The 22,365-nt window shown below is 62.2% G+C and carries 24 protein-coding genes and 1 other RNA gene; 12 read left to right on the top strand and 13 right to left on the bottom strand.

Going from position 1 to position 22,365, the window contains the following annotated elements:
- Window position 1 precedes the first annotated feature (1 nt).
- From rbfA to rimP, 5 genes are all read right to left on the bottom strand, one after another.
- Window positions 2-406: a 30S ribosome-binding factor RbfA gene (gene rbfA, locus CO667_RS04515; RefSeq protein WP_012559487.1), complete on the bottom strand. Its 405-nt coding sequence runs from the start codon at window positions 404-406 to the stop codon at window positions 2-4.
- A 154-nt stretch (window positions 407-560) separates the two neighbouring features.
- Entirely contained in the window at window positions 561-3,317 is a 2,757-nt protein-coding gene (infB, locus tag CO667_RS04510) for a translation initiation factor IF-2 (protein ID WP_097617246.1), read from the bottom strand.
- 102 nt (window positions 3,318-3,419) lie between these two features.
- Window positions 3,420-4,115, bottom strand: coding sequence for an RNA-binding protein (locus CO667_RS04505; protein WP_179874055.1), 696 nt, complete (start codon window positions 4,113-4,115; stop codon window positions 3,420-3,422).
- Window positions 4,112-5,719 carry a transcription termination factor NusA gene (nusA, locus tag CO667_RS04500; RefSeq protein WP_097617245.1) on the bottom strand — a complete coding sequence of 536 codons (1,608 nt, stop codon included), beginning with the start codon at window positions 5,717-5,719 and terminating at the stop codon, window positions 4,112-4,114. The genes CO667_RS04505 and nusA overlap by 4 nt, the downstream gene beginning before the upstream one ends.
- 59 nt (window positions 5,720-5,778) lie before the next feature.
- Entirely contained in the window at window positions 5,779-6,384 is a 606-nt protein-coding gene (gene rimP, locus CO667_RS04495) for a ribosome maturation factor RimP (protein ID WP_097617244.1), read from the bottom strand.
- A 244-nt stretch (window positions 6,385-6,628) separates the two neighbouring features.
- Here rimP and CO667_RS04490 point away from each other — a divergent pair, with 244 nt between their 5' ends.
- Window positions 6,629-8,260, top strand: a complete 1,632-nt coding sequence (locus tag CO667_RS04490) for an MFS transporter (RefSeq protein WP_097617243.1) — start codon at window positions 6,629-6,631, stop codon at window positions 8,258-8,260.
- Window positions 8,261-8,283: 23 nt separating this feature from the next.
- Window positions 8,284-8,739, top strand: a complete 456-nt coding sequence (locus tag CO667_RS04485) for a GNAT family N-acetyltransferase (RefSeq protein ID WP_097617242.1) — start codon at window positions 8,284-8,286, stop codon at window positions 8,737-8,739.
- A 5-nt stretch (window positions 8,740-8,744) separates the two neighbouring features.
- On the opposite strand, the gene CO667_RS04480 is transcribed toward CO667_RS04485, so the two are convergent.
- Both CO667_RS04480 and recR read right to left on the bottom strand, forming a co-directional pair.
- Window positions 8,745-10,016, bottom strand: a complete 1,272-nt coding sequence (locus CO667_RS04480) for a lytic murein transglycosylase (protein ID WP_097617316.1) — start codon at window positions 10,014-10,016, stop codon at window positions 8,745-8,747.
- 218 nt (window positions 10,017-10,234) lie between these two features.
- Window positions 10,235-10,840: a recombination mediator RecR gene (recR, locus tag CO667_RS04475; protein WP_003589338.1), complete on the bottom strand. Its 606-nt coding sequence runs from the start codon at window positions 10,838-10,840 to the stop codon at window positions 10,235-10,237.
- A 57-nt stretch (window positions 10,841-10,897) separates the two neighbouring features.
- On the opposite strand from recR, the gene CO667_RS04470 reads away from it, so the two are divergent.
- The gene (locus CO667_RS04470; protein WP_179874053.1) at window positions 10,898-11,515 is read left to right on the top strand and encodes an MOSC domain-containing protein; all 618 of its coding nucleotides are present in this window, start codon (window positions 10,898-10,900) and stop codon (window positions 11,513-11,515) included.
- Window positions 11,516-11,558: 43 nt separating this feature from the next.
- Here the strand turns inward: CO667_RS04470 and CO667_RS04465 are convergent, their stop codons facing one another.
- From CO667_RS04465 to ffs, 3 genes are all read right to left on the bottom strand, one after another.
- Window positions 11,559-11,882, bottom strand: coding sequence for a YbaB/EbfC family nucleoid-associated protein (locus tag CO667_RS04465; RefSeq protein WP_004676719.1), 324 nt, complete (start codon window positions 11,880-11,882; stop codon window positions 11,559-11,561).
- 23 nt (window positions 11,883-11,905) lie between these two features.
- Window positions 11,906-13,780, bottom strand: a complete 1,875-nt coding sequence (locus CO667_RS04460; protein WP_097617240.1) for a DNA polymerase III subunit gamma/tau — start codon at window positions 13,778-13,780, stop codon at window positions 11,906-11,908.
- Between the two features lie 45 nt (window positions 13,781-13,825).
- Window positions 13,826-13,922: signal recognition particle sRNA small type (gene ffs / locus CO667_RS04455), an RNA gene on the bottom strand.
- An 89-nt stretch (window positions 13,923-14,011) separates the two neighbouring features.
- Between ffs and CO667_RS04450 the strand changes: the two genes are divergently transcribed.
- The 5 genes from CO667_RS04450 (at window position 14,012) to CO667_RS04430 (ending at window position 16,913) form a co-directional block, all read left to right on the top strand.
- Complete coding sequence (locus tag CO667_RS04450) at window positions 14,012-14,422, top strand: HIT family protein (protein ID WP_097617239.1); 411 nt, start codon at window positions 14,012-14,014, stop codon at window positions 14,420-14,422.
- Window positions 14,419-15,378, top strand: coding sequence for an NAD(+) diphosphatase (gene nudC, locus CO667_RS04445; RefSeq protein WP_097617238.1), 960 nt, complete (start codon window positions 14,419-14,421; stop codon window positions 15,376-15,378). Before CO667_RS04450 ends, nudC begins: the two co-directional genes overlap by 4 nt.
- Before the next feature lie 4 nt (window positions 15,379-15,382).
- Window positions 15,383-16,078, top strand: a complete 696-nt coding sequence (locus tag CO667_RS04440) for a YafY family protein (RefSeq protein WP_028755668.1) — start codon at window positions 15,383-15,385, stop codon at window positions 16,076-16,078.
- Window positions 16,079-16,148: 70 nt separating this feature from the next.
- Entirely contained in the window at window positions 16,149-16,409 is a 261-nt protein-coding gene (locus CO667_RS04435; RefSeq protein ID WP_097617237.1) for a hypothetical protein, read from the top strand.
- Between the two features lie 135 nt (window positions 16,410-16,544).
- A complete protein-coding gene (locus tag CO667_RS04430; RefSeq protein ID WP_097617236.1) occupies window positions 16,545-16,913 on the top strand; it encodes a VOC family protein in 369 nt (122 codons plus the stop codon).
- A 21-nt stretch (window positions 16,914-16,934) separates the two neighbouring features.
- On the opposite strand, the gene CO667_RS04425 is transcribed toward CO667_RS04430, so the two are convergent.
- Together CO667_RS04425 and CO667_RS04420 are read right to left on the bottom strand one after the other, a co-directional pair.
- Complete coding sequence (locus CO667_RS04425; RefSeq protein WP_097617235.1) at window positions 16,935-17,789, bottom strand: prephenate dehydratase; 855 nt, start codon at window positions 17,787-17,789, stop codon at window positions 16,935-16,937.
- 10 nt (window positions 17,790-17,799) lie between these two features.
- On the bottom strand, window positions 17,800-18,555 hold the full coding sequence (locus tag CO667_RS04420) for a 3-deoxy-manno-octulosonate cytidylyltransferase (RefSeq protein ID WP_097617234.1): 756 nt from the start codon (window positions 18,553-18,555) through the stop codon (window positions 17,800-17,802).
- 154 nt (window positions 18,556-18,709) lie between these two features.
- On the opposite strand from CO667_RS04420, the gene CO667_RS04415 reads away from it, so the two are divergent.
- On the top strand, window positions 18,710-19,276 hold the full coding sequence (locus CO667_RS04415; RefSeq protein WP_097617233.1) for a cytochrome c family protein: 567 nt from the start codon (window positions 18,710-18,712) through the stop codon (window positions 19,274-19,276).
- A gap of 67 nt (window positions 19,277-19,343) precedes the next feature.
- Here CO667_RS04415 and CO667_RS04410 read toward each other — a convergent pair whose 3' ends face one another.
- Window positions 19,344-20,291, bottom strand: coding sequence for an AEC family transporter (locus tag CO667_RS04410; RefSeq protein ID WP_097617232.1), 948 nt, complete (start codon window positions 20,289-20,291; stop codon window positions 19,344-19,346).
- Window positions 20,292-20,678: 387 nt separating this feature from the next.
- Between CO667_RS04410 and CO667_RS04405 the strand changes: the two genes are divergently transcribed.
- Genes CO667_RS04405 through CO667_RS04395 form a run of 3 tightly spaced genes read left to right on the top strand, consistent with a single transcriptional unit; the run spans window position 20,679 to window position 22,006 of the window.
- Window positions 20,679-20,993 carry a metalloregulator ArsR/SmtB family transcription factor gene (locus tag CO667_RS04405; RefSeq protein WP_007628095.1) on the top strand — a complete coding sequence of 105 codons (315 nt, stop codon included), beginning with the start codon at window positions 20,679-20,681 and terminating at the stop codon, window positions 20,991-20,993.
- On the top strand, window positions 20,990-21,349 hold the full coding sequence (locus CO667_RS04400) for an SRPBCC domain-containing protein (protein WP_097617231.1): 360 nt from the start codon (window positions 20,990-20,992) through the stop codon (window positions 21,347-21,349). The genes CO667_RS04405 and CO667_RS04400 overlap by 4 nt, the downstream gene beginning before the upstream one ends.
- A gap of 45 nt (window positions 21,350-21,394) precedes the next feature.
- Window positions 21,395-22,006: an ATP-dependent Clp protease proteolytic subunit gene (locus tag CO667_RS04395; protein ID WP_097617230.1), complete on the top strand. Its 612-nt coding sequence runs from the start codon at window positions 21,395-21,397 to the stop codon at window positions 22,004-22,006.
- The last annotated feature ends 359 nt before the right edge of the window (window positions 22,007-22,365 follow it).

Raw genomic sequence — 22,365 nt, 5'->3', positions numbered from 1 at the left:
TTTATTGTTCGTCATTATCGCCGTCGAGGTCGCGGCTCACCTCGGGCGAACGCAGCAGCTCGTCGATCTTCTTGTAATTGTCGAAGCTGGTGTCGTCGCGGAAGCGCACCTCCGGCATGTATTTCATCTGCCGAAGCTGCTGCCCGAGCCGGCCGCGGATATACCGCGCATGACGGTTCAACGCCTCGATGACCACGCTGTGGTCGGAAACGCCGAGCGGCGTCACATAGGCGGTGGCGATCTTGAGGTCGGGCGACATGCGCACTTCCGAGATCGAGATCACGGTCGCTTCGATGACGTCGTCGCGCACTTCGCCCCGCTGCAGCACCTGGGTGATTGCGGCGCGAACCTGTTCGCCAACGCGCAGCATGCGCTGCGAAGGCGCGGAAGAAGTTGCTCTGGTCATTGTTATCTCTATTTGCCGATGCGGCTGGGAATCGAACCCGTCAAAGGAGAGCGTCCATGACTCTTTTGTTCCAAAAGGTCAAGTCGGCAGGTACCCAAAAGCCATCCGCCGGCTGGCGAATGGCTTTTGGAAAGCTGATGTCGTGCGCAGCGGTTTAGAGCGTGCGCGTGATATGCTCGACGCGGAAGCACTCGATGACGTCGCCGGCGCGCATGTCTTCGTAGTTCTCGAAGGCCATGCCGCATTCCTGGCCCATCGGCACTTCGGACACTTCGTCCTTGAAGCGCTTGAGGGTCTTGAGCTTGCCTTCGTGAACGACGACATCGTTGCGGATGAGGCGGACGCCCGCACCGCGTTCGACCTTGCCTTCGACGACACGGCAGCCTGCAACCTTGCCGACCTTGGTGATGTTGAACACCTCGAGGATCTCGGCATTGCCGATGAAGGTCTCGCGCCGTTCCGGAGACAGGAGGCCGGACATCGCTGCCTTCACGTCATCCACGAGGTCGTAGATGATGTTGTAGTAGCGGATTTCGAGGCCTTCGCGCTCGGCGAACTGGCGTGCCTGCGTATTCGCACGAACGTTGAAGCCGATGATGGCGGCGTTCGACGCTTCGGCGAGCGAGATATCCGACTCGGTGATGCCGCCGGCGCCCGAATGGACGATGCGGGCACGGACCTCGTCGGTGCCGAGCTTTTCCAGTGCGCCGGCAATCGCTTCGATCGAGCCCTGCACGTCACCCTTGATGACAAGCGGGAACTCCTTGATGCCGGCGCTCTTGTGCTGGATCATCATCTGTTCCAGCGAACCACGCTGACTAGACTGGCGGGCAGCCGCCTTGTCGCGGGCCAGACGCTGACGATATTCCGAGATTTCGCGGGCGCGGCTTTCGCTTTCGACGACGGCGAACTTGTCGCCCGCCTGCGGCGTGCCGGAAAGGCCGAGAACCTCGACCGGGGTCGCCGGACCTGCTTCCTTCACATGGTCGCCCTTGTCGGTGACGAGGGCGCGCACGCGGCCCCAGACGTCGCCGGCGACGATGATCTGGCCCGGACGCAGCGTGCCCTTCTGGACAAGCACGGTCGCGACCGAACCGCGGCCACGATCGAGCTGGGCTTCGATGACAGTGCCCTCGGCCGTCCGGCTCGGATTGGCCTTGAGGTCGAGAATTTCCGACTGCAGCAGGATCGCTTCGAGCAGTTTGTCGAGGTTCTTGCCTGTTTTGGCCGAAACCTCGACGTCAAGCACTTCGCCGCCCATGGTTTCCACGAAGACTTCGTGCTGGAGCAGCTGGTTGCGAACCTTCTGCGGGTCGGCCTCGTGCTTGTCGATCTTGTTGATCGCAACGATGATCGGAACACCGGCTGCCTTGGCATGGTTGATCGATTCGATCGTCTGCGGCATCACGCTGTCGTCGGCTGCGACGACCAGGATCGCAATATCCGTCGCCTGCGCACCGCGGGCACGCATCGCCGTGAAGGCGGCATGGCCCGGGGTGTCGATGAAGGTGATCTTCTGGCCGTTCTGCTCCACCTGATAGGCGCCGATATGCTGCGTGATGCCACCGGCTTCGCCGGAGACCACGTTGGCATGGCGGATGGCGTCGAGCAGCGAGGTCTTGCCGTGGTCGACATGGCCCATGATGGTGACGACGGGCGGGCGCGAAACCAGTTCGCCATCCTCGTCGGACACGTTGAAGATGCCGAGTTCGACGTCGGACTCCGACACGCGTCTGACCGTATGGCCGAATTCGCCGGCGATGAGTTCGGCAAGGTCGGCGTCGATGACGTCGCCCGGCTTCATCATCTGGCCTTCCTTCATCAGGTACTTGATGACGTCGACGGCGCGTTCGGACATGCGCTGCGACAGTTCCTGAATGGTGATGGTCTCAGGCAGAACGACCTCGCGGGAGATCTTCTCGCGGGTTTCCTGCATCTGGCCGCGGCGGAACTTCTCCTGCCGGCGGCGCATCGCCGAGAGCGAACGTCCGCGGGCATTGTCGTCGCCGTCGACGTTGGCAGTGGAGATCGTCAGCTTGCCGCGACGACGCTCTTCTTCGGTTTTCGGACGCGTCGTCACCGGCTTTGCGGGTTCCGGGCGAACGACGCGGCCACGGGCCGGAGCGCCGCGCGGAGCACCACGATCGTCGTCTTCCTTTTCGTCGCGACGGCCACGAACGGCGCCGGGGGCAGCAGCGGCGGCTGCCGGACGGGCAGCAGCAGGTGCTCCAGCCGCATCGGGCCGGCGGGCAGCAGGTGCCGACGAAGCGGGTTGCTGCGGCCGCGGGGCGTCGGAGCGTGCTTCGGCCGGAGCCGGTGCTGCGGCTGCCGGTTCAGCAACGGCGACGGGTGCCTCAGCCTGACGGATCGCCTCTTCAGCGGCCCTGCGGGCAGCTTCTTCCGCTTCGGCTGCCTTGCGGACAACCTCTTCGGCGGCACGGCGCTTTTCTTCCTCGGCGCGGCGGATCGCATCCTGGGCGTCACGCGCCTGGGCGTCGGCAAGCGCGCGGCGGCGGGCGTCCATCTCTTCCGGCGACAGGTGGTTCAGCACCACCGGGCGCGGACGATCGTTCTGGCGCGGCGCCTGATGGGACTGCTGCGGACGCTGGTTGGTCTGGCTGTTGTTGCCCTGCTGAACCCGCGGTGCCGGCGTCGGCTGCGGCGGGCGTGCCTGCACGGGTGCGGGCGCCGGTTCGGCAGCACGGACGGGGGCCACCGGAGCGGCGGGTGTAATCGGCTTTTCGTCTTCGGGGCGCATCGGGCGCCGCTTGCGGGTCTCGACGACGACCGCCTTGGTGCGACCTCGACCCATATCCTGGCGAACGGTGCCCTGGCTCATCCCCGATGGTTTCAGGGTAAGCGTCTTTTTGCCCGTCACGCTGATTGTCTTGTCGTCGTTACTATCGGTCATTCGTTCCCGTTCCTTCGGACAGGGAGCGATGACTAGATCAGACCCTGTCGTTCAAATACTGTCGATCAATGAGAATAGGCCCGGCCGATGCCGGTGACCGCCTCATTGTTTTTGCCGGCCAGCGCCGCCCGCTGCCCGGGACTGACCGCCAATACGGTACTGTTCGAGCATCTTTGCGCGCTTCACTACACCTTCACCCGCCTGCCCTGCAAGCACTGCGGCATGGATAAAAGCATTCTGGCCCATCAGGCCTTCCATTTCGCTCTCCGAGAAGAGACGGAAGGAAGGTATCTCCTCCTCGGTCTCCATTCCGAGGTGCCAGGCCTTGCGGGCCTGGTCGATTTTCCGGACTCCGTCGTCCGCTGCATCGGTCGCGTGGAACACCGCAAGGGCTGCTCCGCTTCTGACCGCGGCATCCACTTTCGAGGACCCGCTGACGAACTGGCCGGCTTTGCGCGCCATGTTCATCATCTGCATCAACTGCGCTGCGAGCAGCCGGTCGACGCTTGCGCCGAGATCGTCCGCCGCCTTCACATCCATTTTCAGCGCGCGGGCGAAGAGTTTCTTCGCCACGGCCCTGTCGACCAGCGACCGGTCGATCTTCACCCAACATCCGCGTCCCGGAAGCTCGCGCTTCAGGTCGGCGACGATGGTTCCATCGGGAGCGGCAACGAAGCGGATCAGCTCTTCCGGCGATCCGCTTTCGCGCGTCACGATGCACATGCGTCCGTTCACGTCATAACCTGCAAGATCGTCGTCCTCATCAGGGAGAGCGTCCGGCTCATGCGCGGTCATCATGCTTCTTGTTCGGCTTCAGCTTCGGTGACCTCTTCTTCGGTCCCCTTCGCCAGATCCTCTTCGGTAATCCAGCCGGCCGAAAGGCGGGCCTGGACGATCATTTGCTCGGCCTCGACGCGCGAAACGTCGAACTTCGAGAACAGGCCTTCGAACTTCTTCGTTTCGCCGTTCTTGCGTTCCGTCCAGCCGACGAGATCGTCGGCGGCGCAGCCGGCAAAATCCTCGATCGTCTTGATGCCGTCTTCGCCGAGCGCCACCATCATCTGGGCGGTGATGCCGTCGATTTCGCGCAGCTCGTCCTGAACGCCGAGCGCTTTGCGCTTCTCGTCCATCTCGGCTTCGAGACGCTCGAGGAACTCGCGGGCACGCTGCTGGATTTCCTGCGCCGTCTCTTCGTCGAAACCGTCGATCGAGGAGATTTCGTCGAGATCGACATAGGCCAGTTCCTCGACCGCGGCAAAGCCTTCGGACGCCAGAACCTGGCCGACCATTTCGTCGACATCGAGCGAATCCATGAACAGGTTGGTGCGCTCGTTGAATTCCTTCTGACGGCGCTCCGATTCCTCGGCCTCCGTCATGATGTCGATATCCCAGCCGGTCAGCTGCGATGCCAAGCGGACGTTCTGGCCGCGGCGGCCGATCGCAAGCGACAGCTGCTCGTCGGGAACGACGACTTCGATGCGCTCGGCATCCTCGTCGAGAACGACCTTGGCGACTTCGGCCGGCTGCAGGGCGTTGACGACGAAGGTCGCCGGATCCTGGCTCCACGGAATGATGTCGATCTTCTCGCCCTGGAGCTCGCCGACGACGGCCTGGACGCGCGAACCGCGCATACCGACGCAGGCGCCGACCGGATCGATCGAACTGTCGTTCGAGATCACCGCGATCTTGGCGCGCGAGCCCGGATCTCGGGCAACCGACTTCACCTGGATGATGCCATCGTAAATTTCCGGCACTTCCATGGTGAACAGCTTCACCATGAACTGCGGATGCGTGCGCGACAGGAAGATCTGCGGGCCGCGCTGCTCGCGACGGACGTCATAAACATAGGCACGGACGCGATCGCCATAGCGGACGTTTTCGCGCGGGATCATTTCGTCGCGGCGGATGATGCCTTCGCCACGGCCGAGATCGACGATGACGTTGCCGTATTCGACGCGCTTGACGGTGCCGTTGACGATTTCGCCGGTGCGATCCTTGAATTCGTCGAACTGGCGGTCACGCTCGGCTTCACGCACTTTCTGCACGATCACCTGCTTGGCGGACTGTGCGGCGATGCGGCCGAAATCCATCGGCGGCAGCGGATCGGCGATGAAATCGCCGAGTGCGGCGTCCGGGTTACGGTCACGGGCCAGCTCGAGCGGGATCTGCGTCGAATAATCCTCGGCCTTCTCGACGACTTCGAGCAGGCGCTGCAGACGGATTTCGCCGGTCTTCGGATTGATATCGGCCCGGATGTTGGACTCGGTGCCGTAACGGGAGCGTGCCGCCTTCTGGATAGCGTCGGCCATTGCGGCCAGCACGATCTCGCGGTCGATGACCTTTTCGCGCGCCACTGCATCTGCGATCTGCAGAAGTTCGAGCCGGTTCGCACTGACTGCCATTGTCTTGTTTCTCCGTCTTTACTCCAGGGTTCCCGTCCCTGAAGCGGTCTGTTGATCGGTTATTCCTGGTCGTCCGCTTCGTTCTGGTTGGCGGCCTGGGCTTTCGCCAGCTTGTCGGCGCGCAACGCGTCACGGATCAGGTCGTCGGTCAGAATGAGCTTCGCATCGCTAAGCGCCGTGAAGGGAATGGTGACCTTCTGCTCTTCCCCGTAAGCGACCTGGTCACGCTCGAGCGTGAAACCATCTGCGCCTGCTTCGACGATCTTGCCGCGGAAGCGCTTGCGATTGTCGATCAAGATCGACGTCTCGCATTTCACAAGGTGGCCCTGCCAGCGGACGAAATCGGATTTCCGCACCATCGGACGGTCGATGCCGGGCGAAGACACTTCGAGATGATACTCTTTATCGACGGGATCTTCCACATCGAGGACGGGAGAAATCGCCATCGAGACTTCTTCGCAGTCCTGAACCGTCATCGTGCCGTCGTTGCGTTCGGCCATGACCTGCATCGTCGCGCCGTTCTGGTTCAGCATACGGACGCGAATAAGCCGAAAGCCCAGGCCGACGAGGACGGGTTCGATGATATCGGCAAGACGCTGGTCGAGCCCGGTTTCGGTAATCAGCCGCGGCTCAAGTTCGTGGTCTGCGTTTGTCATGTCCGACAAGCGGTGCGCTCCTCGCAATTTCATGCTGCTTAGGGATCGCGCTAATAAAAAAGAGCGGGTCCTTGCGGCCCACTCTTCATCAAGCGATCAAGAATTTGAGAGCCATATAGTCGGGTTTTTCCGAAATTGCAAGGTCCGCGACCGATTCCGTCAATTCGCTTGCCGCGCGTGAACAGACCTATGACCAGTGCCGATCTTGCGCATATATTGCCGGGGCGGCGCAATAACAAAAGCGGGAGAAATCGTGGCCTACACTTCCTCGACCTTGGCGCCGTTGCGGCACGAGACCTACCGCACCATCTGGTTCGCCAGCCTGTCCTCGAATTTCGGCGGCCTGATCCAGGCGGTGGGTGCTGCCTGGATGATGACGACGATCACCGCCTCGGAGGACATGGTGGCACTGGTGCAGACCTCGACGGCGCTGCCGATCATGCTGTTTTCGCTGATATCGGGGGCGCTGGCGGACAATTATGACCGCCGCCGGGTGATGCTGACGGCACAGTGCATGATGCTGACGGTATCGGCGCTACTAACGGCCACCGCCCTTCTCGGCTGGATTACGCCCTGGCTGCTGCTCTTCTTCACCTTCCTGATCGGCTGCGGCACCGCGCTCAACAATCCCTCCTGGCAGGCCTCGGTCGGCGACATGGTGCCGCGCGCGGATCTGCCGGGCGCCGTCACCCTGAACAGCATGGGCTTCAACATCACCCGCAGCGTCGGCCCGGCGATCGGCGGCGTCATCGTCGCCGCAGCCGGTGCCGCCGCAGCATTCGCGGTCAACACGGTGAGTTACTTCGCCCTGATCTATGCGCTGATGCGCTGGCGCCCGAGCACGCCCGTCTCGACCCTGCCGCGGGAGGCGCTCGGCAGCGCCATCTTCGCCGGCCTGCGTTATGTCTCGATGTCGCCCAATCTCGAAAAAGTTCTCGTCCGGGGACTGCTCTTCGGCATTGGCGCCAGCTCGATTCTGGCGCTGCTGCCGATCGTCGCCCTCGATCTCGTCGGCGGCGGACCGCTGACCTATGGTTTCATGCTCGGCGCCTTCGGCATCGGCGCGATCGGCGGCGCGGTGATGAATGCCAGGCTCCGTCAGCTGCTGTCCAGTGAGATGATCATCCGCCTGGCCTTTGCCGGCTTTGCGCTGAGCGCCGTGATCGCCGCCTTCAGCCCAAGCGCCGTCCTCACCTCCGCCGGGCTGCTCGTCTCCGGCGCCTGCTGGGTCTCCGCACTATCGCTGTTCAACACTATCGTCCAGCTGTCGACGCCGCGCTGGGTGGTCGGCCGGGCGCTGTCGCTCTACCAGACCGTCACCTTCGGCGGCATCGCCGGCGGCAGCTGGCTCTGGGGCGTTGCCGCCGATCGCTATGGCGTCGCCGACGCGCTGCTGATGTCATCTGTCGTCATGCTGCTCGGCATCGCCATCGGCCTGCGTTTTTCCATGCCGGCCTTCGCCTCGCTCAACCTTGATCCGCTGAACCGCTTTACCGAGCCGGCCTTGAGCCTCGACATCACGCCGCGCAGCGGCCCGATCGTCATCCAGGTCGATTACGAGATCGGAGATGACGACCTTGCCGAGTTCATGGAGCTGATGGGCGAGCGCCGGCGTATCCGCATCCGCGACGGCGCCCGCAACTGGGCGCTGATGCGCGATCTCGAAAACCCCGGGCTGTGGACGGAAACCTACCATACGTCGACCTGGGTCGAATATCTAAGACACAATCAGCGGCGCACGCAGGCCGATGCCGAAAACATCGACAGGATTCGCGCACTTCATCGCGGCGAAGGTCTGCCGCATGTCCACCGCATGATCGAGCGGCAGGCGATCCCGCCTGATAACGACGTCTTCCACAAGGCGCCGATCGATCTGCATCATTGAGACCAGGCGTGCAGAGGTCAAACATGTATAGCTTCAGGCTCGCCCGCCGATCCGATCTTGCCGCCATCGTCCGGCTGCTCGCCGACGACGATCTCGGCGGCGCCAGGGAGGTCGTTTCGGACCCCGTCGATCCGCGCTATCTCTCGGCCTTTGCCGCGATCGAGGCCGACGCCAATCAGCTGCTGGCCGTCGCAACCGACGCTTCCGATCGGGTCGTCGGCTGTCTGCAGCTGAGTTTTCTTCCCGGCCTGTCGCGGACGGGCATGTGGCGCGGCCAGATCGAAAGCGTGCGTGTCGCCAGCAACCTTCGCGGTGCAGGCCTCGGCTCGGCGTTGATCGAATGGGCGATCGCCCAATGCGCCGCGCGCGGCTGCGGCCTCGTGCAGCTGACAACGGACAAGACGCGGACGGACTCGGTCCGTTTCTATGAGAAGCTTGGTTTCGTCGTCAGCCATGAAGGGCTGAAGCGCGCACTCTGAAGCGGCTACTTCAGCTTGCCCTTCATCGTCGCCTCGGGAAAACATGTCGGCTTCATGCCGTTCTTGGCCTGCCACTGGCCGATCGACCGCCGCGTCTTGTAACCCGGCAGACCGTCGGAGCCGCCGACATCGTAACCCTGCCGTTCCAGCGCCTTCTGCACGGCGGCGACATCCGAGCGCAGCATCTTGCCGACATCGCCCCATTGGCCCGCAAAGGCGCCGCCATTAGAGGCGATGCGGTCGGCGAGATTGCCGATATAGAGGGCGTAGAGATCGGAATTATTGTATTCCTTGATGATGTAGAAATTCGGCGTGACGACGAACTCGGGCCCATCGCGGCCGGCTGGCACCAGCATCATGCCCTCGGCCTTCATCTCGCCTGAAGGGAAACCCTTGCCGGAGATGCGGCCGATGCCGAGCGAGGCCCAGTGCGACAGCGGCTTTGCGAGATCGGGTCCCTCCTGCGCACAGGAGACGGCTTCCGGTATCGACACTTCGAAGCCCCAGTCGCGGTCGCGCTGCCAGCCTTTTTTGACCAGGAAATTGGCGATCGAGGCGAGCGTATCCGGCACCGAGGTCCAGATGTTGCGATGGCCGTCGCCGTCGAAATCGACGGCATATTTCAGATAGCTGGTCGGCATGAATTGTGGCTGGCCAAGTGCGCCCGCCGACGAACCCTTGAAATCGGCAGGTGTGACGTCGCCGCCATCGAGGATATGCAATGCGGCCACCAGTTCGGTACGGAACATCTCCTTGCGCGTCGACATGAAAGCCTTGGTTGCCAGCACCTCGACCGCCGAATTCGGGATCTTCGCCGCGCCGAAGCCCGTCTCCCGGCCCCAGATGGCAAGCACGATCGAGCCCGGCACGCCATAGGTCTTCTCGATGCGCTTCAGCGTCGAACCGTATTGCGCGGCAAAGCCGCGCCCCGTTGTGGCAAGCCTCTTCAGATGGTCTTCGTTGAAATAGGGACCGGGCGAAGAAAATTCCGCCTGCGTCTGCTTCTGCTCCTTCGGCGGCGGGAAGCCGGGCGGGGCGAGATCGGGCAGGTTCCAGTTCAGCGTGACACCGGAGAAAGCGGCCTGAAAGGTCTTCTCCGAAATCCCGTTCGCCTTGGCCTCGGGCCAGAGGTCGCGCTGCACCCAGGTTTCGAATTGTGCTTCGACATCGGCTTTCGAGGGGGCTGCGTAGGAGGGGAGGGGGAGGAGAGCAGCGGTTATAGCCAGTGCGAATATCCGGAGCCGCCGTGGAACACCCCCCTCTGCCCTGCCGGGCATCTCCCCCACAAGGGGGGAGATCGGCAAGACGTGCCGGCTTCGCCAAATTTTGATCGTGCGCCAGGCGGTTTCGGCCATTTGTGGTTTTTGATCAGGACGAGCGGACGCTCCCAGCCAATCTCCCCCCTTGTGGGGGTCCGAAGGACGGGTCGAGACCCGTGGCTCGACCCCGGGCCCGGCAGGGCAGAGGGGGGTGTGGTGCCGCATACGAACCCCCCTCATATCACCGTCCGCGCCCGAAGGGCCGCCGCAAGCGTGCCCTCGTCGAGATAGTCGAGCTCGCCGCCGACAGGCACGCCATGCGCCAGCCGGGTGATCTTCACCTCAAGCCCCTGCAGCTGGTCGGTAATGTAATGCGCCGTCGTCTGACCCTCAACGGTGGCATTGACCGCAATGATCAGTTCCCGGATGCCGCCTTCGCCGATCCGGTCGATCAGTCCGCGAATATTGAGATCGTCGGGCCCGATCCCGTCGAGCGGCGACAGCGTGCCGCCGAGCACATGATAGGCGGCGTTCATCGCGCCCGCCCGCTCCAGCGCCCAGAGATCCGAGACGTCCTCGACGACGATGATGATGGATTGATCGCGCTGCGTGTCGGTGCAGACGGTACAGGGGTCGACGGTATCGACATTGCCGCAGCGCGAGCAGATCTTCACCTTGTCATAGGCCTCGCCCATCGCATTCGACAGCGGGCCGAGCAGCTGGTCCTTCTTCTTGATCAGATGCAGTGCCGCCCGGCGCGCCGAGCGCGGCCCGAGGCCCGGCACCTTCGCCAGAAGCTGGATGAGTTTTTCGATTTCGGGGCCGGTGACTCGTTTTGCCATGCGCCGTTCTTAACTGATATGGAACGAAAACGGAATCGCGGAAGGATCGGCCATCCCATGAAAATCCTGGCGCTCTGCACCGGCAATCCGGAAAGGCTGGCCGGCAAGAGCTACAAGACCGGCATCTTCAAACATGCCGTCAACGGCGCGGTGATGATCGATGCCGAAGGCCTGGTCGGCGATGCCATCTGCAACCGCAAACACCATGGCGGTGTCGATCAGGCGGTTTATATCGAGGGATCGCTGACGCTCGACTGGTGGAGCGCGGAATTTGGCAGTCCATACAAGCCCGGCACCTTCGGTGAAAACATGGTGATCTCAGGTCTCGACAACCGCGACGCCGCCGTCGGCGACCGCTTTGTATCAGGCGATCTCATCCTCGAAGTCACGTCGTGCCGCATGCCCTGCGCCACCTTCGCTGCCAGGATGGCCGACCCGAAATTCGTCAAGCGCTATACCGCCGCCGCCCGCCCCGGCCTCTACTGCCGCGTTATCAGCGGCGGCGTCGCCGAGGCCGGAATGCCGGTGGAGCATCAGCCCTTTTCCGGAGAGAAGGTGATGATGCCGGAGCTGATGGAAACCTTCGGCCGGCGGCTTTCCGAGATGGATCGGGCGCGATACCTCGCTGCTCCAATTCACTATAAGCTGCGGGCTGTGCTGGAAGCCGGGCCCTGACGCCGGGCATATGCGCGGCGTGGTACTTTGTTTAACGGGTCGATCAGAACGGCAGCTTGAAACCCGGCGGGATCGGCAGGCCGGCGGTTAGCGCCTTGGTCTTTTCGGCGGCGAGCGCCTCGGCCTTGTCCTTCGCATCCTTGTGAGCAGCGACGATCAGGTCCTCGAGGATTTCGACATCGTCTTCCTTGAACAGCGACGGGTCGATTTTCAGGCTCTTCAGCTCGCCCTTGCCTGAGATGACGACGGTGACGAGGCCGCCGCCCGCCTTGCCTTCGGCGGTGAGCTCGGCGATCTCCGCCTGCATCTGCTCCATCTTGGCCTGCATTTCCTTGACTTTGCCCATCATGCCCATGATGTCGCGCATCGTCTCGCTCCTTGTTGAAACTTTTAAAATTCTATGTCGTCGCCCGGCAGGATGTCACCTTCTTCGGATTCGGCGGCATCAGGCGGTTTGACCTCGCCTTCCTCTTCCGGTTCGGGCGCCCGCACGCGCACGTCGATGATTTTTGCGCCGGGAAAATGTGCCAGGATCGCCGCGACGTCGGGGTCCTGGCGGGCATCGATGACATGCTGTTCCCGGGTTCTGGCTTCTGCTTCGACAAGCGTCGGCTGACCCTCGTCGCGGCTGAGGCTGACGATCCAGTGGATGCCGGTCCATTCCTTCAGCTTGACGGCAAGCTCGTTGAGCAGCGTCGTCGGCGCGCCCTCGGTGAGGCTGACGTCAAGCCGGCCGGGCTCGATCCGCACGGGGCGCACGAAGGTACGGACCATCGCCTTCAGCTTCGCATCGCGCTTCTCGGTGGCGAGGTTGACGATATCGCTGACCGAATTGACCCGAACGAGCGGCTTCGGTGCTTCCGCCGGTTTCGCCTCTATCCGCCCGACAGCCATCGTCTCCGGCTGGCTGCTCGGCACGGCGCGCAGCATCGCCACCGGCGCCGAAGGCTGCGGTTTGCTCGGCGCGATCTCAGGCGCCCGTGCCGCGACACTGCTTTGATAGGGGACTCGCGTGCCGCCGCCGCCATTGCCGGAAGGCGGGGAGGAGGGCCGCTGGCCTCCATTATCGCCGGAAAATTCGGCAAGCCGCCGCGCCGCATCCTCGGGCGCCGGCAGATGCGCTGCATGCGCAAGCCGGATCAGCACCATTTCGGCCGCACCGGCTGTGCGCGACGAGCCCTCCGTTTCCGGAATGCCTTTCAGCAGCATCTGCCAGATGCGCGACAGCGTCGTCACCGCAACGCCCTTGGCGAATTCCGCCGCCTTGGTGCGCTCGACTTCGCTGAGCGAGGGATCATTTGCCGCATCCGGCACATATTTCAGCCGGGTCACCAGATGGGTGAAATCGGCAAGATCGGTCAGCACCACCACCGGATTGGCGCCGGCCTCGTACTGGTTCTGGAATTCGCCGAGGGCGGCGGCGACATCGCCCTTGATCACGTGCTGGAAGAGATCGACGATCCGGGCGCGGTCGGCAAGGCCGAGCATGCCGCGCACGGCTTCCGTCTGCACGGCGCCGGCGCCATGGGCGATCGCCTGATCAAGCAGCGACAGGCCGTCGCGGGCCGAGCCTTCGGCGGCGCGCGCGATCATCGCCAGTGCGTCCGGCTCCGCCTCGATGCCTTCCTTGGCGGCGATCGTCGAAAACAGCCCGACGAGATCCGACGCGCTGATCCGGCGCAGGTCGAAGCGCTGGCAGCGCGACAGCACGGTGATCGGCACCTTGCGGATTTCAGTGGTGGCGAAGATGAACTTCACATGCTCCGGCGGCTCTTCCAGCGTCTTCAGCAGGCCGTTGAAGGCCTGCGTCGACAGCATGTGCACTTCGTCGATAATATAGACCTTGTAGCGTGCCGAAACCGGCCGGTAGCGCACCTGCTCGATGATCTCTCTTATATCGTCGATGCCGGTATGGGAGGCGGCGTCCATCTCGATCACGTCGACATGCCGGCCTTCCATGATCGCCTGGCAGTGCTCGCCGGGTATGCGCAGGTCGATCGTCGGCTTGTCGATCTCAGCCGTCTTGTAATTCAGCGCCCGCGCCAGGATGCGCGCCGTCGTCGTCTTGCCGACGCCGCGCACGCCGGTCAGCATATAGGCCTGCGCGATGCGGCCGGTCTCGAAGGCGTTGGTCAGGGTGCGGACCATCGGCTCCTGGCCGACCATCAGGTCCGTGAAATCCTTGGGGCGGTATTTGCGAGCCAGCACCCGGTATCCGGTGCCCGTCGAGGCGGCATCTTTTGATTGTCGCTCGGTGTCGCTCATCGCCCTGCTTGTCGCCCGGATCGTCGGGCACTTCGTGGAGAGAAGGTGGGAGGCTGGCACGATGACCCGTGCCGGGCTCGTTAGGGCTGCTTCCTTCCGGACCTGACCCGGTTGGCGAGTGGCTCGTCCACCACCAACCTCCCGGATGCACATATCGGCAATATCGTCATCAAAAGCAAGCCAACATGCAAAAAAACTGCTAGTCGTTGGAAAACATGAGGAGAATGCCCTTTGAAAGGTTTCGCGCTCGACCCTCGGCTGGAAAACGACAGCGTCAGCATCATGGTCACCGGTCTCTGCGATCTGAGATTGTCGAGGGATGCCCGCTGGCCCTGGCTCATTCTCGTGCCGCGCCGGGCTGGGATCACGGAAATCTTCGAGCTGACGCCGCTCGACCAGGTGCTGCTTGCCTTCGAGACGGAGTTGGTCGCTAAGGCGCTGAAGGAGATCACCGGCGCGACAAAAATCAATGTCGGGGCTCTTGGCAATGTCGTCCGCCAGCTTCATGTTCATATCATTGCCCGCTTCGAAGGCGATGCTAACTGGCCGGGTCCCGTCTGGGGCTTCGGCCGTGCGGAGCCCTACGAAGACGGAAAAAGAGACGAATTCATAGCGAAGCTGCGGGAAGCCCTTTCATCATGAGTCATTCGCTTTTCGATTCGGATGTGCCGCATCCCGAACCCAGCAATCTCACGGCCTTTGCCGCCAACGACCTCAATCGCGATTCCGAGCATCGCGACGAACGCTCCGTCGAAAAGGCGCTGGCCAAGGACGGCACCCATATCTTTGCCTTCGCCGGGGATAAGCTGGTGCTGAAGCATGATGGCCAGGTGCTCGATCCACTCTTTGCCCGTTACGAGCTCAAGGAATTGCAGCCGGATTGGGACGAGACGGTGCTTCTCGGTTACCGCAAATCCGGCGAGCCGCGCCTTGCCGTTCCCGTCGGCATCGGCGTCGACGATCTCACCAGCCAATACAAGCCTTCCGACGGTCGCACGCTGTTTCGCGAAATGCTGATCGACGAGGTGCTGCTCGGCGAATTCGCCCAGGCCGCAAGCCTCATCCGGTGGAATGGCGACAACCGCTTCTGCGGCCGCTGCGGCTCGGCGATGGAGATCCATATCGGCGGCTACAAACGTGTCTGCGCCGCCTGCGAACACATGATCTTCCCCCGCACCGACCCTGTCGTCATCATGCTGACGATCGACGAGAGCCGCGACCTCTGCCTGCTTGGCCGCAGCCCGCATTTTGCGCCGGGCATGTATTCCTGCCTTGCCGGCTTCGTTGAGCCCGGCGAGACCATCGAGAATGCCGTACGCCGAGAAACGCTGGAGGAATCCGGCATCCGCACCGGCCGCATCCGCTATCACGCCTCGCAGCCCTGGCCGATGCCGCATTCGCTGATGATCGGCTGTTACGCCGAAGCCAAATCCACCGAAATTACCCGCGACGAGACGGAACTGGAGGATTGCCGCTGGTTCACCCGCGAGGAAACCATCGAAATGCTGGAACGTCCGAGCGCGACAGGCAAGGCCTCGCCGCCGAAAGGGGCGATCGCCCACCGCCTGATGCGCGACTGGGTGGAGTGGAAGCAGTAACGCCATGCCGGTCGCCCGCTCGGAACGGCTGCTGACGCTGCTTCAGACGCTTCGGCGTTACCGGCGGCCGGTGACCGGCACGGTGCTTGCCGAGGAGACCGGCGTCAGCCTGCGCACGCTCTATCGCGATATTGCCAGCCTGCAGGCCCAGGGCGCGATGATCGAAGGCGAAGCCGGCATCGGCTACGTGCTGAAGCCGGGCTTCATGCTGCCGCCGATGATGTTTTCCGAAGAAGAGCTGGAGGCGCTGGTGCTCGGTTCGCGCTGGGTGGCGCGCGCCGCCGAGCCGCGGCTTGCCGGCGCCGGCGCCGATGCGCTGGCCAAGATTGCCGCCGTGCTGCCGGCCGATATGCGGGAGATGATCGATTCGGCAGCCCTTTTTGTCGGCCCCAAACGCCGGGACGAGGACAAGGCTGACGTTTCGGCGATCCGCAAGGCGATCCGCCTCGAGCGTATCCTCGAATTGCATTATGGCGACGAGCAGGGCCGCATCTCGCGGCGCCGCGTCTGGCCTTTCGCGCTCGGTTATTTCGAGCATGTTCGCGTCCTCATGGCCTGGTGCGAACTGCGCCAGGATTTCCGCCATTTCCGCACCGACCGCATCATCGACATGGCGCTGCATGAGGTGCGCTATCCCCGCCGCCGCACCGTGCTGCTCAAGGAATGGCGCGAGACGCAGGACGTGCCGGTCGAGAACTAACACTGCTGCCAGAAACTGTCAGCAGGCGGAGTTATTATCCGTGTCAGTCCACCAGGAAGGAGTACTGATCATGGTAACGCCTCCAACCATTCATCTGATCAACGACCGTTTTACCGCCGAGTCCTTTGCCGATGTCATTTCGGCCGAAACGTTTGCCGATGTCCGCCAGTCGGCGCGCTCCGGCCTGCTGTGTCTGGTCATGAATATTTTCCGGTTTTCCAGTGGAAACCGCACCAGCCTCGACCTTGAGGCACTGCCGGATTGCCGCAAACGCGATCTCGGCTTCATCGATGGGCGCGATCCGCTGTGCGAGGACCGTTTCCCGCTTTAGTCGCCCATCCTTACCGACATTCCGTCCGACGAGAACCCGGGCGTTGCGATCGCAACGCCCCTCCACGTTCTGCTGCCATTAATTGGCAGCAGACGATCTCTCGCGGCCCCATTTTACAGCAACGGGAGAACCGAAATGACCAGCCCCAATCTCATCATTCTGTACGTCAAGGACCCGGCCGAAAGCGCCGGTTTCTACCGCAACCTCCTGAACCGCGAGCCGGCCGTGGAAGCGCCGAATTTCGTCGCCTTCCCGCTCGATGGCGGCTTCACGCTCGGCCTTTGGCGGCGCAGCAAGGTCGAGCCGCAGCCGTCGGCCATCGGTAATCGCGGCGAGGTGGCCTTCATGGTCGCGGGAGAAAATGCTGTTGCCAACCACTATGAGGACTGGCGCCAGCGCGGCTTGCCGATCGCCCAGGAGCTGACCGAGCTGGATTTCGGCCCGACCTTCGTCGTGCTCGATCCCGATGGTCATCGCCTTCGCGTCTGTGAGCCGGATAAATAATGGCTGAATGAAAAGGCCCGCTTAAAGCAGGCCTCGCATCGCATGCCCCTTGTAGACACCGAGGATGCGGACTTTCTCGGAGAAGAACCGCAGTTCCTCCAAAGCCCGGCGCACGTTCGGATCGTTCGGATGGCCTTCGATATCGGCGTAGAACTGCGTCGCCACGAATTTTCCGCCGAGCTGATAGCTTTCCAGCTTCGTCATGTTGATGTTGTTGGTTGCGAACCCGCCGAGCGCCTTGTAGAGCGCGGCCGGAATGTTGCGGACATTGAAGACGAAGGTGGTGACGACCTTTTCTTCCGCCGAATTCCGCTGCGCCCATTCCTCGTCGCGGGAAAGCACCACGAAGCGGGTGACGTTGTTTTCGGTATCCTCGACATTTTCGGCGATGATCTCGAGCCCGTAGAGATCGGCGGCAAGACGCGGCGCCAAGGCGGCCATCGAGCGGTCGCCGGTTTCCTTCACCAGCTTTGCCGCGCCTGCCGTATCGCCGGCGATGACAGGCTTCCAGCCATTGGCGCGAACGATCTTGCGGCACTGGCCGAGCGCGTGGATATGGCTGTGAACCGTGCGGATCTCGTCCTTGGTCACCCCCGGCAGCACCATCAGCTGGAAGCGGATCGGCATGAAATATTCGCCGATGATGTGCAGCCGCGAGTCCGGCAGCAGATGGTGGATGTCGGCGACGCGCCCGGCGATCGTGTTCTCGATCGGGATCATCGCGATATCGGCGTCGCCGTTGTCGACCGCCGTGAACGCATCCTCGAAGGTCTGGCAGGGCAGCGGCTCCATGGTCGGAAACATGTCGCGGCTGGCCATGTCTGAATTGGCGCCGAATTCGCCCTGGAAGGCGATCCTGTTGGTCTTGATGTTCATGATGGTTCCGTCAGTTCGACTTTGCGGAGAGGATGCGCCGCGCTTTTTCGAGGTCGGCCCGAGTATCGACACCGAGCGGAACCGTGTCAACGATCTCGGCGTCGATGCGCATGCCGGCCTCCAGCGCTCTGAGCTGCTCCAGCGATTCGCGCCGTTCGAGCGTCGAAGGCCCGAGCGAGACGAAGCGTTCCAGTGCTGTGCGCCGATAGGCATAAAGGCCGATATGGTGGTAGAGCGGCCCCGCGCCGTAAGGGGCTGTCGCGCGCGTGAAGTAGAGCGCGTGCAGACGGGTGTCGGAAATGGGCGAGCCGACAATCTTGACGATGTGCGGCGCGGTTTTATCAGCTTCATTGTCGATTGCGGTCGTCAGCGTGCCGATATCGACCGCCTCGTTTTCCAGAGGGCGCAACGCTGCCCGCACGGTTTCCGGTTCGATCGTCGGCAGATCGCCCTGGACGTTGACGATGAATTTGGCCTTCCCGTCCGGATCGACTTTCGTCAGCGCTTCGAAGATCCGATCGGAACCCGACTGATGATCGCTGCTGGTCATGACGACTTCGAAGCCGGCGGCAGAAACGGCATCGAACACTCTGGTGTCGTCGACGGCGACGACGACGCGGCCGATGGCTGCCTCCCTGGCGCGCATCGCCACCTGGACGATCATCGGCAGACCGCAAATATCGGCGAGCGGCTTGCCCGGAAGCCGGGTTGAGGCCATGCGCGCCGGGATCAGCACGAGCGCGCCGTCTAAATTTGAATCACTCATTGTTCGGGCCTTCTATTCCGGGCTGAAAAGTGTCAAAAAGTCTCACGCACAAGACCATTTAGACAGTTGCAACGATCAACCAAAAGACATAGGTTCCGCGCGATTTCAAGATGGTCCGGTTTATGGTCTGCCGGCTGCAAGGGGAGCATTGCAGATGAATTCATACGTCAATACGGCCGTGGGGGCGCTGCTCGGAACGATTTTCGTTCTGATGTCGGTCTCCATCGCGTCCGAGGGGATCTTCCATTCCGAAGCGCCGGAAAAGGAAGGTTTCGCGATCGTTGCCGAAGAGGCGCCGGCCGCCGGTGGTGAGGCTGCGCCTGCCGCTGTTGCCGTTCCGATCGCGCAATTGCTCGCTTCTGCCGATGCCAAGGCCGGTGAAACGGTCTTCAAGAAGTGTCAGGCCTGTCATGACGGCACCAAAGGGGGACCGAACAAGGTCGGTCCAAACCTCTTTGGTGTCGTAGATCGCCCGATCGCCTCGCATGAGGGCTTCGCCTATTCCGCTGCCATGAAGGATTTCTCCAAGGGCAGCAGCGAGAAGTGGACCTTCGAATTCCTCAACAAGTTCTTGTTGGCGCCGAAGAAGGATGTTCCCGGCACTGCCATGGGCTTCGCCGGTCTGGCGAAGGATCAGGATCGCGCCAACGTGATCCTCTATCTGCACACGCTGGCCGATTCGCCGGTGCCATTGCCGGACCCGAAGACCGCGACGCAGTAACGCGCCAGCACAAACGCATTACAAAAGCCCGGCCGCAAGCCGGGCTTTTTATTGTCCGGAGAGCCTTTCAGGCGCCGAGGAAATAGGCCCAGAGCGAAACCGTGATGGCGCCGAGCGCCGTCGTCACCGTGATCGTCGAGGCGGCGAGGCTGTGGCCGACGCCGAAGCGGTTGGCGATCAGCCAGGCGTTGACGCCCGTCGGTACCGAGGAGGTCAGCACGATCGCTGCCGTCCATTCGGGGCTGAGGCCTAGGAGATGGCTCGCCGCCCACACGCAGCCGGGCAGCAGCAGCAGCTTGCATATCGAGGTGACGCTGGCGATGCCGACATTACCGGAGACGCCGTATTTCTCCAGCGCCATGCCGAGCGAGATCAGCGCCGCCGGACCGGCAATGCCGGCAATCTGCCCGACGACCGATGCCACCGCCGTCGGCATGGTGAGACCGGAAAGATGCACGGCCATGCCGGCCGCAAGCCCGATCACCAGCGGGTTGCGCACGAGATTGATGGCGATCTGGCGCAGCACGAACACCATGCTGCGGTCGCTTTTGCCGGCGATCTTGCGTTCGGCATGCTCCATCAACACCGTGCCGGCGACCATCATGACCGGCAGGTGCACGGCAAGCAGGATCGACAGCGCCACCAGCCCCTCATCGCCGATGGTGCGCTCGACCAGCGGCAGTCCGATGAAGACATTGTTGGCGAAGGCTGAGGAAACCCCGGCCAGCACGCCGATCCGTTCGTCGCGGTTAAAGAGCCGCGTGGCGGCGAGATGGCCGGCCGTCCAGGTGATGGCGACGCCTGAGAAATAGACGATCCACAGCCGGAAGGGCGAGGCGCCATGAAAATCCGCCTCGGCGATGGTGCGGAAAAGCAGCAGCGGCACTGCGATCTTGAAGACGAATTCGCCGAGCGCATCGCCGACATTCGATGTCATCAAGCCGCTGCGGACGATCACCCAGCCGATGAGAATCAGGAGGAAGATGGGAAGGACGTCGAGAATGATGGCTGACATGAGGGAGGTTGCTCTGCGCGGGGGGAGTATTCAACCTCTACTGCATAATTCTCTAAATCGGAATCGATTTGGGGAGAAAATTACGCAGCACCTCAAAGCGCTGCAGCGTTCCCTGCGTTTCTGAAAAGCCGCGCGGCGCTGCAGCCGCAAACTGCTTGGAATAAAAGAAGCGGAATCATGTAGCAAATGCCACCGCCGACCGCTTTCGGCCCCATGCGGACATCAGACGATTGCAAAACTCGGTCGCTTACAAAAGGGTTTTGCGAGAGGAATTCCTCTCATTTTTTGATGCTGAGAGGTCAGTCGTTGAACTTAGGATTTCCGCAGCAACAGAAAGCTGCCTCGAAATAGCTTGCGAATCGCATAAGTACGTGCTTATGTGTTCGCATGATCGAGAATGACTTCTTCCGAGCTTTGGCAGACCCGACCCGCCGTGCGATCTTTGAGAAGCTGGCGGCAGGGAGCATGAACGCTAGTGCCTTGCGCGAGGGCATGGAGATTAGCCAGCCGGCGATGTCGCAGCACCTCGCGGTTCTGCGCAGTGCAAAGCTCGTGAGGGAAGAGCGACAGGGGCGTTTCGTGAATTACGAAGTCGATCCCGATGGGTTGGCTCTCATCGCCCAGTGGCTCGCAAAATACCGCGCCTATTGGCCGGAGCGTATCGCAGCACTCAAAGTCTTGCTGAAGGACATGGATCAATGAACGAAGGGAAGACCAAGGATTGGGATAGCGGCGTCGAGTTGGAGTTTGACTTGGGCGATCCGCCGCAAAAGGTCTGGCGTGCTGTCACCATTCCCGAACTTCGGGAAAGGTGGCTGCCGAAGGAAGCATTGGCTGATCCCGATGCGATCACCGTCACCCCCGGCCAGGAAGTTCGCTACAAGCTGCGTGACGATAACCCGCCTTTCCTTGAAAGCACCGTGACGTTCACGGTCACCCCGAATGCCACTGGCGGCACTTGCCTTCGGATCGTCCACGAACTGACGGACGCAAGATTCGATGGAATGGCAAGAGCGCCGGCAAACAGCAACAGCCCGCCCCTCATGCTCGCCGCCTGACACGGCGAGCCTCCCCCTTAAATTCTGAAAGTCTGGAGGTCGTCGATGCGCGAAGCGATGCAACTCGTGCCTATGGTCATAGAACAGTCCAGCCGGGGGGAGCGATCCTTTGATATTTATTCCCGGCTTCTGCGCGAGCGGATTATCTTCCTCAATGGCGAGGTCAACGACACCGTTTCGGCGCTCGTCTGTGCGCAACTGCTGTTTCTGGAAGCGGAAAACCCGAAAAAGCCCATCAGCCTCTATATCAATTCGCCGGGCGGCGTCGTGACCAGCGGCCTGGCCATGTACGACACCATGCGCTTCATCCGTGCGCCGGTTCATACACTTTGCATGGGGACGGCCCGTTCAATGGGATCGTTCCTGCTGATGGCAGGCGAACCCGGCGGAAGAGCCGCATTGCCCAATGCCAGTATCCTCATTCACCAGCCCTCCGGCGGCTTTCAAGGGCAGGCTTCCGACATGCTGATTCATGCCGAGGAAATTTTAAAGACCAAGCAACGCATGACGCGGCTCTACGCAGAGCATTGCGGACGTTCCTACGAAGACTTTGAGCACGGGATGGATCGCGACCGCTTCATGACGGCGGAGGAAGCGCTTGAATGGGGTCTTATCGACCGTATTCTGAAGGTTCGGGAGGACGCGAGCAGCCTATAAGCCTTGCCGCAAAAATCCCCATTAAGGCTACAGTTGTTTTTCCAACTTCTGCGATGTCACAGAATAAGAAGTTTCGCAGCAGCCACAATGACCGCTTCTGGCGCAAAGCTGCCAACGCCGCATCGTTATCGGTTGGCGGCATTTGCCCCATAGTTCCGTAAAAAGCAGTCGCCGGCCGCTTCGGCAGCAGCGCCATCCGAAAACAAAAAAAGCGGGCATAGCCCGCTTTTCCGCTCCGGCCCTGCCGGATATCCGGATCGCGAAGCTGCCAGTTCATCCGTGGTCAGCATCGCGCCGGAAAGATGGAAGGGTCATCCCTCGTATGCCCGACTGCAACTGAAAGCTGCTCATGCCGGTCT

It is taken from the genome of Rhizobium sp. L43 (assembly GCF_002531725.1).
Lineage (GTDB): Bacteria > Pseudomonadota > Alphaproteobacteria > Rhizobiales > Rhizobiaceae > Rhizobium.
This window is presented reverse-complemented; position numbering and strand designations above follow the sequence as displayed.

What these genes read in the sequence shown, in the direction of transcription:
- rbfA (WP_012559487.1), bottom strand. Translation starts at nt 406, where the DNA reads ATGACCAGAGCAACTTCTTCCGCGCCTTCGCAGCGCATGCTGCGCGTT.
- infB (WP_097617246.1), bottom strand. Translation starts at nt 3,317, where the DNA reads ATGACCGATAGTAACGACGACAAGACAATCAGCGTGACGGGCAAAAAG.
- CO667_RS04505 (WP_179874055.1), bottom strand. Translation starts at nt 4,115, where the DNA reads ATGATGACCGCGCATGAGCCGGACGCTCTCCCTGATGAGGACGACGAT.
- nusA (WP_097617245.1), bottom strand. Translation starts at nt 5,719, where the DNA reads ATGGCAGTCAGTGCGAACCGGCTCGAACTTCTGCAGATCGCAGATGCA.
- CO667_RS04485 (WP_097617242.1), top strand. Translation starts at nt 8,284, where the DNA reads ATGTATAGCTTCAGGCTCGCCCGCCGATCCGATCTTGCCGCCATCGTC.
- CO667_RS04480 (WP_097617316.1), bottom strand. Translation starts at nt 10,016, where the DNA reads ATGCCCGGCAGGGCAGAGGGGGGTGTTCCACGGCGGCTCCGGATATTC.
- recR (WP_003589338.1), bottom strand. Translation starts at nt 10,840, where the DNA reads ATGGCAAAACGAGTCACCGGCCCCGAAATCGAAAAACTCATCCAGCTT.
- CO667_RS04470 (WP_179874053.1), top strand. Translation starts at nt 10,898, where the DNA reads ATGAAAATCCTGGCGCTCTGCACCGGCAATCCGGAAAGGCTGGCCGGC.
- CO667_RS04465 (WP_004676719.1), bottom strand. Translation starts at nt 11,882, where the DNA reads ATGCGCGACATCATGGGCATGATGGGCAAAGTCAAGGAAATGCAGGCC.
- CO667_RS04460 (WP_097617240.1), bottom strand. Translation starts at nt 13,780, where the DNA reads ATGAGCGACACCGAGCGACAATCAAAAGATGCCGCCTCGACGGGCACC.
- nudC (WP_097617238.1), top strand. Translation starts at nt 14,419, where the DNA reads ATGAGTCATTCGCTTTTCGATTCGGATGTGCCGCATCCCGAACCCAGC.
- CO667_RS04440 (WP_028755668.1), top strand. Translation starts at nt 15,383, where the DNA reads ATGCCGGTCGCCCGCTCGGAACGGCTGCTGACGCTGCTTCAGACGCTT.
- CO667_RS04435 (WP_097617237.1), top strand. Translation starts at nt 16,149, where the DNA reads ATGGTAACGCCTCCAACCATTCATCTGATCAACGACCGTTTTACCGCC.
- CO667_RS04430 (WP_097617236.1), top strand. Translation starts at nt 16,545, where the DNA reads ATGACCAGCCCCAATCTCATCATTCTGTACGTCAAGGACCCGGCCGAA.
- CO667_RS04425 (WP_097617235.1), bottom strand. Translation starts at nt 17,789, where the DNA reads ATGAACATCAAGACCAACAGGATCGCCTTCCAGGGCGAATTCGGCGCC.
- CO667_RS04420 (WP_097617234.1), bottom strand. Translation starts at nt 18,555, where the DNA reads ATGAGTGATTCAAATTTAGACGGCGCGCTCGTGCTGATCCCGGCGCGC.
- CO667_RS04415 (WP_097617233.1), top strand. Translation starts at nt 18,710, where the DNA reads ATGAATTCATACGTCAATACGGCCGTGGGGGCGCTGCTCGGAACGATT.
- CO667_RS04410 (WP_097617232.1), bottom strand. Translation starts at nt 20,291, where the DNA reads ATGTCAGCCATCATTCTCGACGTCCTTCCCATCTTCCTCCTGATTCTC.
- CO667_RS04405 (WP_007628095.1), top strand. Translation starts at nt 20,679, where the DNA reads ATGATCGAGAATGACTTCTTCCGAGCTTTGGCAGACCCGACCCGCCGT.
- CO667_RS04400 (WP_097617231.1), top strand. Translation starts at nt 20,990, where the DNA reads ATGAACGAAGGGAAGACCAAGGATTGGGATAGCGGCGTCGAGTTGGAG.
- CO667_RS04395 (WP_097617230.1), top strand. Translation starts at nt 21,395, where the DNA reads ATGCGCGAAGCGATGCAACTCGTGCCTATGGTCATAGAACAGTCCAGC.